The organism is Donghicola sp. (genome assembly GCF_025210255.1).
Lineage (GTDB): Bacteria > Pseudomonadota > Alphaproteobacteria > Rhodobacterales > Rhodobacteraceae > Donghicola > Donghicola eburneus.
Genome location: NZ_JAOARZ010000012.1, coordinates 1 through 11,470 on the forward strand (window position 1 = coordinate 1; position 11,470 = coordinate 11,470).

Annotated in this window: 14 protein-coding genes and 1 pseudogene; 10 read left to right on the forward strand and 5 right to left on the reverse strand. The window is 56.9% G+C overall.

All coding sequences use genetic code 11. The features are described 5' to 3' along the window. The 5 genes and pseudogenes from repC to N4A58_RS03605 all read left to right on the forward strand — a co-directional run. Positions 1-513: replication initiation protein RepC (gene repC, locus N4A58_RS03585; RefSeq protein ID WP_293707926.1), on the forward strand; the 513-nt coding region annotated here is incomplete at its 5' end. Between the two features lie 106 nt (positions 514-619). Then, positions 620-2,089: pseudogene (locus N4A58_RS03590) on the forward strand (ParB/RepB/Spo0J family partition protein); the annotation flags it as partial. Positions 2,090-2,140: 51 nt separating this feature from the next. Continuing rightward, entirely contained in the window at positions 2,141-2,848 is a 708-nt protein-coding gene (locus N4A58_RS03595; protein WP_072704184.1) for an IS6 family transposase, read from the forward strand. A 92-nt stretch (positions 2,849-2,940) separates the two neighbouring features. After that, the gene (locus tag N4A58_RS03600; RefSeq protein ID WP_246802522.1) at positions 2,941-3,387 is read left to right on the forward strand and encodes a type II toxin-antitoxin system RelE/ParE family toxin; all 447 of its coding nucleotides are present in this window, start codon (positions 2,941-2,943) and stop codon (positions 3,385-3,387) included. Further along, positions 3,384-3,677: a helix-turn-helix domain-containing protein gene (locus N4A58_RS03605; protein ID WP_072704187.1), complete on the forward strand. Its 294-nt coding sequence runs from the start codon at positions 3,384-3,386 to the stop codon at positions 3,675-3,677. Before N4A58_RS03600 ends, N4A58_RS03605 begins: the two co-directional genes overlap by 4 nt. A gap of 8 nt (positions 3,678-3,685) precedes the next feature. Here the strand turns inward: N4A58_RS03605 and N4A58_RS03610 are convergent, their stop codons facing one another. From N4A58_RS03610 to N4A58_RS03625, 4 genes are all read right to left on the reverse strand, one after another. Continuing rightward, on the reverse strand, positions 3,686-3,958 hold the full coding sequence (locus N4A58_RS03610; protein WP_245888628.1) for an SLOG family protein: 273 nt from the start codon (positions 3,956-3,958) through the stop codon (positions 3,686-3,688). Positions 3,959-4,032: 74 nt separating this feature from the next. After that, positions 4,033-4,599: a hypothetical protein gene (locus tag N4A58_RS03615; RefSeq protein ID WP_072704191.1), complete on the reverse strand. Its 567-nt coding sequence runs from the start codon at positions 4,597-4,599 to the stop codon at positions 4,033-4,035. A gap of 232 nt (positions 4,600-4,831) precedes the next feature. Then, the gene (locus tag N4A58_RS03620) at positions 4,832-6,214 is read right to left on the reverse strand and encodes a hypothetical protein (RefSeq protein ID WP_293707938.1); all 1,383 of its coding nucleotides are present in this window, start codon (positions 6,212-6,214) and stop codon (positions 4,832-4,834) included. Then, entirely contained in the window at positions 6,208-6,552 is a 345-nt protein-coding gene (locus tag N4A58_RS03625; protein ID WP_072704686.1) for a hypothetical protein, read from the reverse strand. The genes N4A58_RS03620 and N4A58_RS03625 overlap by 7 nt, the downstream gene beginning before the upstream one ends. Before the next feature lie 954 nt (positions 6,553-7,506). Here N4A58_RS03625 and N4A58_RS03630 point away from each other — a divergent pair. The 3 genes from N4A58_RS03630 to N4A58_RS03640 all read left to right on the forward strand — a co-directional run bounded on the left by N4A58_RS03630 (position 7,507) and on the right by N4A58_RS03640 (position 9,785). Further along, positions 7,507-8,331: a division plane positioning ATPase MipZ gene (locus N4A58_RS03630; RefSeq protein WP_293707941.1), complete on the forward strand. Its 825-nt coding sequence runs from the start codon at positions 7,507-7,509 to the stop codon at positions 8,329-8,331. Further along, complete coding sequence (locus N4A58_RS03635) at positions 8,328-9,059, forward strand: hypothetical protein (RefSeq protein ID WP_293707943.1); 732 nt, start codon at positions 8,328-8,330, stop codon at positions 9,057-9,059. Before N4A58_RS03630 ends, N4A58_RS03635 begins: the two co-directional genes overlap by 4 nt. Positions 9,060-9,449: 390 nt before the next feature. Continuing rightward, positions 9,450-9,785, forward strand: coding sequence for a hypothetical protein (locus N4A58_RS03640; RefSeq protein ID WP_146134994.1), 336 nt, complete (start codon positions 9,450-9,452; stop codon positions 9,783-9,785). A 155-nt stretch (positions 9,786-9,940) separates the two neighbouring features. Here the strand turns inward: N4A58_RS03640 and N4A58_RS03645 are convergent, their stop codons facing one another. Then, entirely contained in the window at positions 9,941-10,192 is a 252-nt protein-coding gene (locus N4A58_RS03645; RefSeq protein ID WP_106268363.1) for a WGR domain-containing protein, read from the reverse strand. Positions 10,193-10,471: 279 nt separating this feature from the next. On the opposite strand from N4A58_RS03645, the gene N4A58_RS03650 reads away from it, so the two are divergent. Beyond that, on the forward strand, positions 10,472-10,837 hold the full coding sequence (locus tag N4A58_RS03650; RefSeq protein WP_178338703.1) for a transposase: 366 nt from the start codon (positions 10,472-10,474) through the stop codon (positions 10,835-10,837). A gap of 34 nt (positions 10,838-10,871) precedes the next feature. Continuing rightward, complete coding sequence (locus N4A58_RS20905; RefSeq protein ID WP_083595583.1) at positions 10,872-11,189, forward strand: FCD domain-containing protein; 318 nt, start codon at positions 10,872-10,874, stop codon at positions 11,187-11,189. Positions 11,190-11,470: the final 281 nt, after the last annotated feature.

Below are 11,470 nucleotides of genomic sequence, written 5' to 3' on the forward strand. Positions count from 1 at the left end.
AGGAAGCTCTCGATCGCGGAGTATCGTACTTTGCTCGGCGAACTGGAGGCTCAATGCAAACAGATGTCCACCGCGGTGGACGCACCAGAAACAATGAAACTGCCCGCCAATGACGGGCAAACTGTCCGCCACCATTCTAAGTCTAAAAAAGAACAAAAAGATTTAGAAAGCGGGACCAACAGCCAAACACCTCCCCTGCAAACGCTCACAACAGTTTGTGACCAGGCTACATCGTTCGCAACGAACTCTCTTAGGAACTGGCACGATGTCGAAAGCCACGCGAGAACGCTCGCTCCAATGATGGGAATCCACGAAAGCACCTTCGAAAAGGCTGCTAAGAAGATAGGCTCTCAAAAAGCATCATGCGCCATCTTCATAATTCTCCAGATGAGCAATCGCATCCGAGACTTTGGAGCGTATTTCCACAGCATCACGCTCGGTCGCAGAGAAACTGACTTCAACCCATCACTGTTGTTGGAGAGGCTTTCTCGTTCTGGGACAGCAACTGCGTGATGTCCACCGCGGTGGACATGTTGAGAGGTAGAGATGGGCTGTGAAAGGGGTGACGGGAAGTGAGATCGGGAGAGTGGCTTCCGGCGCCCGTCGCGGAGAAGATCTGATGGCCAAATCTGCCCAGAAAGTCACCCTGTCCCCGTCCCGGGACATAACCTTCGACAAGCTCGTGCTGAGCCAGTCCAACGTCCGGCGCATCAAGGCCGGTATCTCGGTGGAGGAACTGGCCGAAGACATCGCCCGCCGTGGGTTGCTGCAGAGCCTGAGCGTTCGGCCCGTTCTGGCGGATGATGGGACCGAGACCGGCAAGTTCGAAATCCCCGCTGGCGGCCGACGCTTCCAGGCCCTGTCTCTCCTGGTGAAGCAGAAACGCCTGGCCAAGACCACGCCCATTCCCTGCATCGTGCTGGATGCCAATTCCACCATCCTCGCCGCAGACGTCTCGCTCGCTGAGAACATGCAGCGTGCAGCCCTGCATCCGCTCGACCAGTTCCGCGCCTTCGTGGCGTTGCGGGAGAAGGGTCAAGGCGATGAAGAGATCGCAGCCGCCTTCTTCGTCACGCCGCAGGTGGTGAAACAGCGCCTGAAACTCGCCGCCGTGGCCCCTGCCCTGCTCGAACTCTACGCCGAGGACGAGATGACGCTGGAACAGCTGATGGCCTTCACGGTCAATCCGGATCATGAGCGCCAGGTTCAGGTCTGGGAGGCGATCCGGTCATCCTGGAACAAGGAGCCCTATCAGATCCGGCGGATGCTGACGGAAACCTCTGTGCGGGCTTCTGACCGTCGTGCCGTCTTTGTTGGCGTCGAGGCCTATGAGGCTGCTGGTGGCACCTTGTTGCATGACCTCTTCCAAGGCGATGACGGCGGCTGGCTGGAAGACCCTGCCCTGTTGGATCGTCTCGTCAGCGAGAAGCTTCAGGCCGAAGCCGAAGCGATCGCGACCGAAGGTTGGAAATGGATCGAGGTCTCGCTCGACCTGCCCTATGGCTACAGCCACGGTTTGCGGCGGCTGAGCGGAGACCCGGCGCCGATGACGGATGACGAAGGCGCGGCCCATGCCAAGCTGCTTGCCGAGTACCGGGCGCTCGAGGAGGAATACGAGGGCCAGGATGAATTCCCTGAAGAGATCGACGCGCGTCTTGGCGACTTGGAAGTCGCGATGGAGAAGCTCGAGGCTCGGCCGCTGATCTTCGTCGCGGAGGACATCGCGCGGGCAGGGGCTTTCGTCACGCTTGATCGCGATGGCGAGCTTGCAGTTTATCGGGGCTTTGTCCGGCCCGAGGATGAACCTCGGCAAGATGCCGACGTCCACAGCGGTGAACAGGCGGCAGACGGGCAGGGCGTTGAGCTTTCAACGGGGAGCAAAGTGGATGGTATCGGCCATGGCACGGTGATCACCTCTGCTGTTCAAGTGCTTGGCGCGAACATGCCCGACGACGAGGACGATGGTGCGTTTAAACCGTTGCCCGAGCGTCTGATCATGGAGTTGACGGCGCATCGGACATTGGCACTGCGCGAAGCTGTCGGGCGCTCCCCCGACGTCGCGTTGACGCTGCTGCTCCTGAAGCTCGTGGGGGCACCGTAAAGTTAATGCGATTGCCCGTGTAAAATGTGACATAGCGGTATGACCGACGCTCGCCTCTATCGCCGCCACCGTTTCCCGCCCGACGTGATTGCCCATGCTGTCTGGCTGTATTTCCGTTTCCCCCTGAGCCTGCGGATGGTTGAAGACCTTCTGGCCGAGCGCGGTATTATCGTGTCGCACCAGACGGTGCGGGCATGGGCCGAAAAATTCGGGCGGGAATTCGCGAAGACAATCCGTCGCCGTTCGGCTGGCAAACTCGGCGACAAGTGGCATCTGGAAGAAGTTGTCATCTCAATCGGGGGCCGCAAGCACTGGCTTTGGCGGGCCGTCGATCAGGAGGGCTTCGTGCTGGATGTGCTGGTTCAAGCCCGCCGCGACCGGCGGGCTGCCCTGCGCCTGATGCGCAGGCTCTTGACACGACAGGGCCATCCGCCACGGGTTCTGGTCACTGACAAACTTCGCTCATACCCGGCGGCGAAGCGCCAGATCATGCCGGGGGTCGAGCATCGCTCACACAAGGGTTTGAATAACCGGGCTGAAAACTCACACCAATCGACCCGAAGGCGCGAGCGCGTTATGAAACGCTTCAAATCCGCCCGGCAATTACAGCGCTTCGCTTCCATCCATGACCCAATTGCCAACTTGTTTCACCTGCCTCGCCACAAAATGACATCCGCAGATTTTCGCGAACTTCGTGCCGCCGCCATGGAGGCGTGGCGCGACATCGCTCGACTCGAAGCCGCATGAACACCGCAGCCGGTCCAGTTTTTGTGCTTGGCCGGTTAAATTTACGGTGCCGCACTCCCTGCTAAAGTTTGCGACAGAACCGGTTCACCAAGGTGTCGACCGAGCGCAAGCTGAAGGAAGGTTGCCAACTTGCCTTTCCAGTGCGCATGCTATACGTCATTGACACATACACCTCGAAAACCTATATGGAACTGACGATGACACGATTGCAAACAGTGGTCGAACTGCCCGAATTTCAGAGGCGCGCCAAGGCAATGATGTCGGACCAGGAGCGCGAGGCTGCGATCAGCTTCATTGCCGCCAATCCGGAAGCGGGCATCTCTCTTGGTGGCGGATTGCGAAAGGTCCGTATCCCGAGAGAGGGGGGCGGAAAAAGCGGCGGCTTCAGGACGGTGTATGTCTTTGGCGGGACCCATATGCCGATTTTCCTGATTACGGTCTTTGCCAAGAATGAGAAAGCCAACCTGTCAAAGGCCGAACAGGCCGCGGCAGTAGAGATGAGCAAGGCGCTTGTCGCTAAATATGGAGACGCAACATGAGTGCATTCGAATCCATCACCAAGGGGCTGGAAGAAGCGCTGGCCTTCACAGATGGCGACTTGGCCAGCGTGAAGGTCCATGAAGTTTCCGTTGCTGAGGTCGATGTCGCCGAAGTTCGGCAACGGACAGGCCTGTCCCAAGCGGAGTTCGCCAAGAGCATTGGCGTCGCGAAAGGCACGCTGCTGAACTGGGAACACGGGCGTCGACACCCGACAGGCCCGGCACAGGTTCTGCTGGCACTGATCGCAAAGAAGCCTTCTGTCGTACAGGATCTATTACGCGGCACGTGAACCGGGGCCTAAGCCCCGATTTTCTTGATGCGGATTCCAAGCTTGCGGGCATTGTCGACGATGTTATCGGTGATGCCCGAACCGTGGGTGGCGATCAGACCCTGCGGCATGGTCTCGAGCAGCTTGTCGTTGCGCTTGAACGGGGCGACCTCACCGTGGCTCTTCCAGTCGGGTTTGAATACCACTTGGGTGACACCACGGGTATCAGGCCAACGGGCCGCGATCATTTCTGCACCTTTGGGCGTGCCGCCATGGAGCAACCATGTCGGGGTATTTCGCATGGGTGGCATCGAGGACGGACCAGATCAGATCGTAGGCCTGATAATCCCCGCCCGAGAAAGCAATCCGCGTGCCTTCAGTGCAGTGCACCTCGGTCTCTTTGCGGCGCTTGGCCGAGAGATAGGTCCGGCTGTCTGTCCACCACGGCGGAGGTGAGACCCCGATGCGAGACCTTGGATCCGGTGCGGGGCAGCCAAGGTGAACCCGTGGCGGCCGCGAAGTGGTACACAGCCAGATCGCGCATCTGCTCGAAGGCATCGCGATGGTCCCGGAGCTTCAGCCCGATCATCTGGAGGCGCTCGAGCTCGACCGAGGCGACCTCGGAGCCGTCCTGGATGGCCAGACTTTCCCGGACTTCGAATTCATTGTCGTCGAGGAGCTTCTGGACATGGATCAGCCGGCGATGGAAGATCGAGGTGAGGGACCAGAGCATCTCTTCGAGATTGTCTTCCAACTGGCTGCCAGTGAGGAGGCCGGTGGTGGTGTCAAAGAGCGTCGCCATGGCGAGATCGACCTCGTCGGGCTGGGGCTGGGGGCGAAGATCGGTCTCGCCGGGGCCGGGCGTTGCGCCATGAAGTGCGAGATGGTCGAGGATGGCGGACGTCAAGCCGGTTTCCTCTTGGATGTCTGTCTGATGGGGCATTGTCTGGCTCCTCTGTTTGATCTGACCCGATTTGGATGGGGAGATACCAAGACCAGCTGCGACCTGGCTGCATCCTTCAGGATCGGAGCGAAGCGTCACATTGCTGCCCGGGCGAGGAGCACTCTGCTCCGGTCCGCCGGTCCATCGCTCCCTTTTCCAAACGGGATCAGATCGAACCTGCGGAACAACTGCCCTGCCGGACCTAGTTGAGAAAGTTACCGAAGTCCTGAGCCTAATGCATCATGCCTGACGAGCCGGTACCCGGCTCGTCAGGTCCAGCGGGCAGAGCGTGAATACGCCGACGGATCAAGTCTAGTCGGCTGCCTCTGACGGGATTTCCAAGAGCAACTTGCGGATTTCGGTCACCTGCGCCTCGGCCGAAATCCAGTTGTTGGCCTGCGCCGACAGGGCCTGCTCGATCCGCAATTGGCGGCTTTCTATGGCGTCGAGGCGTAGCAAGATCGCCTCGGCCAATGCTGTTTGGCGTTCCAGTAATTGCCGTTCCATCGGGGACAGGTTGGGGGCGAGGGGCATCAGGTATCCTTTGAATTTGCAGGGGGCGGTCGAGCCGCAAGGAGGGGATTTGCAGCGGAGTGAACGGGCCGGACATCCAATTGCGCAGGGTCAGAGCCAAACGAGGCCAGCGCATCAGGCCGAAACGGCTGCGGTTGAAATCTGCCCGTTTTTGCCAAAGTGCGGGCAGGCTCTGGATGGAGTTGCGGATTTGGTTAACTCGTTTCTGTATAATGGTTTCCTTGGCCGTACCTTGGGGGATCAGCGCGGGCAGACTGGTAAACGCCGCGTCAAAGATCGGACCCGTCAGACGCATGCGCTGGTTCGGTGACGTATCGGGCGTACCGATGGTGATGTGGTGCTTGCCCATGCTGTACACGAGCTGCCCGTTCGCCGTTAACCATTCCAGCAGGTCATCGCGGGACTGGATGGATTTGGCAAATACTGCCTCAACGATACCAGCAAGCAGAATGGTGCGCGGCGTTTGCGGAATGGGGGAGCCTTGGCGCTTGGCTTCTGCGTGCTCTTTGAGCTGCCAGTCAGGCAGATGCACCAATCGTTTCAGCATCGGATTGCGCGGATCAGCCCAAGCGAAGCGATGGTTCAGCACATCCTCGACCGCCTCGCGCAAGGCACGGTTGCCAGCGCCGGGCGGATCGGGGTTGTAGGCACGGATTTTGCCGTCAGCGCGCAGCACCCAGCGGGGGATCAAGAGGTTAACCTCCATCCGGCCCGTATGGGTGTGGGTTGAGGCCAACACAGGCGGCCGGTTGGCGGCAGGGATGCCCGCGAATGCAGCCGCAAGCCACATCGTCAGAGCATGATTCACACGCCCCCGTTGGACAGCACACCCCGCGTTAAAAGCCGCGACATCCACGTCTTTGGGCGCGAAGGACAGCACCGCGCTGCGGTATTTGTGCTGGCCTGGCGCCATCCGTATCGCCGCGCGGATCAGCGTGGGATCGCCCATCAGGATCTCGGGGGCGGGCGAGCGGTTAACCAGCTTGTTCGATTTCCGCACCGCGTGGTCGCACATGTACCCCACGGCATCTTGCGAGCCTGATGTCGCGTCCTTGCTGTAGCGGGCGTGGGTGATCAGCATGCGTCACCCTCCAACCTATAGGCCCAAGGCAGCGCGGCCCTGCGAAAGCTACGCTCGATCGCCAGCAGATCCGAATGCAGAACCAAGGCATCCGTTGGCACAGCGTGCAACTGTCGCGCAATCGCGGCCAGCTCTCGCTCTGCCTGTATCAGGGCCAGAATGGTCCCCATCCGGTCCGCAGATGGACCACGCCGGCGATGGGCCGCGAGCAGGTATTGGCTGACGGATAGGTCGGCCTGTTTGGCGGCCTTGGTAATTTCCAGCCGCTCTGACGGGGTCACATAGAGGGCATCCCAACGGGTGCGCTTATCCTGATCCGGTTTTCTGGGGCGTGCCATTTATTCCTCCTTCCAGAGTTTTGCCCCCGCGGTCCGAGGCGCCTTGCTGAGAGGGTGACCAATAGCACCTGCACAGTCACGCATTGTAATTGCACAGTGCCGCACAATAATCGCACAGTATGACACAGTAGGTGATTGCGAAATATTAATTCCGCACCTTTCGAATTTCGAATTAATAATTCGAAAATCGCGAGAGGGTGATGCTCACAGTGAGCGCCGCACAATTGGCAGATCGCGTATTGCAGCTTTGGAATCTTTCCACCGGGTGTGTCGAAGGTGTCTGATTTGCGAATTTCATTTATGAAATTATTGCGTAACGTCGATCCACGCCAGTAACGCATTCCGCATTATTACGCATTTTCAACGTTATACATCGATTTCTGCGTGAGGGGCCGTTTGCGAGTGCCGCTACGAAAGAATCAAATGATTCCTTGCAAATTAGCTAAAAGATAGTTTTGGACTCTTTCATGAATTGGCGGAATCATTGCCACGTGATGCGAGTTATAGTGAAGGGTTTCGGAAATGAGTTTTCTCAGGGAAAGAATGCAGGAGCGTCTGTCTGACACACCCACCAAAGATCTTCGGTCGCTTCTGGTCAGGGTAATAGAATGCCGAGAAGAAATTCGGCAATTTCGCCATCGGAAAATCAGCTTTGAAAAAATTGCGGAAATCCTTGCTGAAGAAGGGCTTCATATCTCTCCGCGGACCCTCTCCAATTATATTGGAGACATTGGCAAGGCCGAAAAAGCGCTGGCCGATGCAGGCAGCGCCAACCCGACCGACACCGAAATCCGCGCTGAAATCTGGCGGAAACCCACCAAATCCGCCCCCCGCCCCAAACCGCGATCACCGCTTCCGACAGCCCGCCCGTTTTTGGGCGCACCGGGCAGCATGGTCTCTCATGCCACGACTTCACGAAAATCCGAAAACCAACTGTAACTACAGGAGTAACAAGTGTCTGTTTTCACAAATCACCTCATCCTCACTACCTCCGAAAAGGGCGGGTCGGGCAAGTCCACCGCCGCCATCGCTCTGGTCGATGCCCTGCGTTTCGAAGGCATTCCCCTCGCAGCTTATGACGGCAACGTCGATGTCAGTTCTCTGTATGAAACGCTGGGAACACGGGATGCCACGGGGCAGCTGTCTGACGCCCAAGACCCCTTGATGGGTGCTTTCCCATATAGCGTTAGGGATGAATCTCGCACCGTGCTGGTCGATTGCTTGCGGCAGGGCTATGCCCACATGGTCCATGATATTGCGGGCGGCGGGCTGACCGATATGCAGCGGCTGTTTGGGGACAAGCCGGACTCCCTCTATCAGTTTGTTCGCTCCATTGCCCGTTTTGACACTTGCGCTGTGTTCGTCCATTTGTTGACGCCGGACATCAGCACAGTCGCGTCCGTGGCCAAGTACCTGGATATCACCGAAAACCTCGGCGATCTTGGCCATCACGTCCGGCACATCGCAATGCTGAATCTGCAAGGGAACCGGTCCGAGGCCCACTTCCCCCACTGGTACGGTTATACTGATGCCACGGGCGAGGAGAAGGGCGGCAAAACCCGTGCGCGGTTGCTGGCCGCTGGAGGCGCGGAAATGAATCTGCCCGCTATTGATGAGCGGACCATGGCACTGCTCAAGGCGCAGAAGGTTCCCTTCACTGTCGGGGCAAACATGCCGGAAATGTCGATCACCGACCAATCGCGCCTGTACAATTTCACTGAGGATTTCAGCAAGGAACTGACACACGAAATCCGCCAAATTCTGGGGCTGGCACAATGAAGCGGTTTCCCCCGACCAGAGTAGATGCCCTTTTGAAAAACTGGGGGCCGATGACGCGGGCTCAGATGGATCTGGTGTATCAGCGGATCCACAGCGCCGGGATCGACCCGAATGACCCTTTGGCGGTGCAGATCGCAGTGGGGGTGCTGCTGGAGACGAGTCTGGATCAAAGGCTGGATGAGATGGGCAAGCTATCGGACAGGATCGGCGTCGCCGCCTGCGAAGAATACCAGAAATTCCGCGTCATCCATCAGAGTGAGCAGCGCGAGTTTACGCGGCGCGTCACCGATACCGTCCGTGATACCCTGGCAGAGGACCTGCCCAGACTTGCCGCGCAGCACACCCTGCGCGTGGCGGGCAGGATCGGGTTGGCCGTGGCATTGGCGGTGCCGGTGCTCTTTGGCTCGGGCTACTGGATCGGGGGCACTCATGCCAAAGCGGGGGCGGCGGAATATGCGGCCTTTGCCGCGCGCACTGATGCTGGCGAATGGGCGCAATTGCAGTCCGCGAACACAGATTTGGACTGGCTCTTGAAGCAGGTCTGTGTGACCGGTCAATCAGCCTATCACCCGCCGCAGGATGGCAGGCCCGCTTGGTGCCTCCTGCCATTGTGGCTGGAGCCGCAGGAACAGGAACTACGCCCCTCTGCTTCTAACTGGGTAGCAATCCGGTGGGCTCGTCTGACGAGTGGAATCCAGTATTTCCTGAGCCATTCACTCGGCAGTTGACCAGATGGCCGCTGCCATTGACAGTGCGGGTATCGCGCAATGGTCGGATGCCCCAATGTCCTTGGACTTGCCAGAAATGATTGAGCATGTCTCAAAGGGGTGTCCGTGCTTGATGGAGACTTTCTTCGAAAGTCAATGTTTTCGTGATGAATCCGGATGATTTCATCAGGGGAAGGCTACCAAACTTCTGTTCTCGCAAAATTTCTTCTTCTTAAATCTTCAAGGCTACGGCTGCATGTTCTTGTTTTGTTCTTATATTGTCGCAAGTATGATCTGTGTTGCATTTGCTTCAAACGCTAGGCTGAAGATTTATATTTATACCTGATTATTACAAGTTTTTTAATATTCACGCTAAAGCGCTGTAACGCAACTGGACTAGGGGGGAGTGATTTGAGAAAAATCGAAAATTATCTCAAAAAAGCTAAGCCATACTTCTTGGCTGATGGTCAATGCATAAGGTGGAGCTTTGAGGAGTGGAATGGAACGTTTACATATGGGGTAAATATCGAAAAAGATTTCGGTGATTTTATAAGATACCGCAGATTTTACGTTTACAACTTCATGCCCACGCCAGAAAAACTTCGCACATCACCACCGGGTATGATTTACAACAGTGAACTTAAGCCTTTTTCTTTATTTAGTAGGTATGATATCAATAAAGATTTTGGACTTTTAAACAGAGACCTACTCTGGCCCAAAAGATTCATCATGGCAGATGTGACTTAAGATGGTTTGGTCCGCGCTCGTGCAAGCGTCTGCTGCAAGCGGTGTTAGGAGCTAGTACGAGTTGAGTGTTCGACTGGTACGCTGAGAGTCTTCATCTCGGCTCACTCAGGGGCTATGGCTCCACGGAGCAATGGACAGTTTGTTTCAGTAGCGTATCAACCGCCGCTTCTGACGCGATATCCTTTCCGAAGCTTTAAAGTGCGAAGATGGTTGAACACTGCACTCGCGGCCTCTGGTCGTTCGAACGTTTCCGTTCGAACCTGCCCACACGTTCCTATCCGTCCCCAATTCCTGACTAAGGACACCTCGCCGAAAAGCGTGGGTTCAAGTGACAGTGCATAGAACCGAGCCATGTTCCGGCTGGGGTCCGAGCGTGTCAGGTATAGAGGTGTAGGCATGTGTTTCATGCACTTGAGTATCGAGGGTTTTGCCGACCGCGGTCCAATTCAATTTCTGAATCTGTGGCGCGATCCAGATTCAAGTCCTTGATGAACCATCTCTACAAGTTCTAGGTAGTTCGTTCACTACGCTTGCTTCGGTAGTCGCGCCTTAAACGTTCAGACCGTTGATAAGATAATGATCCTTCGTAACGGCTCCATTGGGACCACCTGCCTGAGTTGGGCCTGATGTCTTAAGCTATGTCATTATTGGCGTCGTTACCGACGTCGTATGAGGCAAGGCTTAAGATGCGACAGGAAGTTATTATTGGGGTCGAACGTCGGCGCCGCTGGCGGGATGAAGAGAAGCTGGCCATCCTGGACGAAGTTGGCGTGAACGGCGCCAGTGTTTCGGACGTTGCACGAGCGCATGATATTACCCGTCAGCACATTTACCAATGGCGACAAGAACTGAAGAGGAAGGGCTTGCTAGAGGCTACGGCAGGCTCTGGGATTACTTTCTTACCCTTGGTTGCGCCCGAGCCAGACGGTGTTGATGAACGCTTGGCCGGAGACATTGAGATCCGGGTGGCGAATGGCCGAACCCTTCGTTGCCCAAGTGATCTGTGTTCGGACAACCTGCTGAGGCTCGTGCGTCTGCTGGAGGCCATATGATTGGCCCGGGAACGGGCGTCAGAGTGTATCTGGCCTGTGGTGTCACAGACATGAGGAAGAGGATCTCAAGGCCTATCTTCGGGCAAACCAGCGGTTCCACTTCGCGCTATATAGCGGAAGTGGAAACCCAGAGATGCTGGATATGATCGAGCTTCTTTGGATGCGGTACGGCCCGCTTATGAATATTGTCCGCAGTGGCGTTTTATCTGAGACGGGCGGAAGTCACCATTCGGCGATCATTCAAGCTGTTCGATCTGAAGATCCAGCAGCAGCGAGAGATGCCTTGTGTGCGGATTTGACTGACGCTGCGATTCCCATTCGGTCGGCAATACAGAGAAAGCAAACCAAATAGACAGGCGGTCAGAACACCTCCTCGAACTTTTCCGCTATTAGGAAGAGTTTTCATTCTGCGCAGAAACTAGGCGCATAGCCGAAATGCGCGTCCTGCAACCCTCTGCGCAGATTGAGAAATCGGAGGGCATAAGTTTTGACGGCATTGCCAACTTATTATCGCCTGATCGAGCGGAGCGAAAGCTCTGCCTGTCAGGCGGTCATTTCGGCAGCGTAGCCTTTCCAGAGGTCGAATGCGTCGGTCCTGGCGTGGCGAAATGAGATGGCAGAGAGTTGATAGCG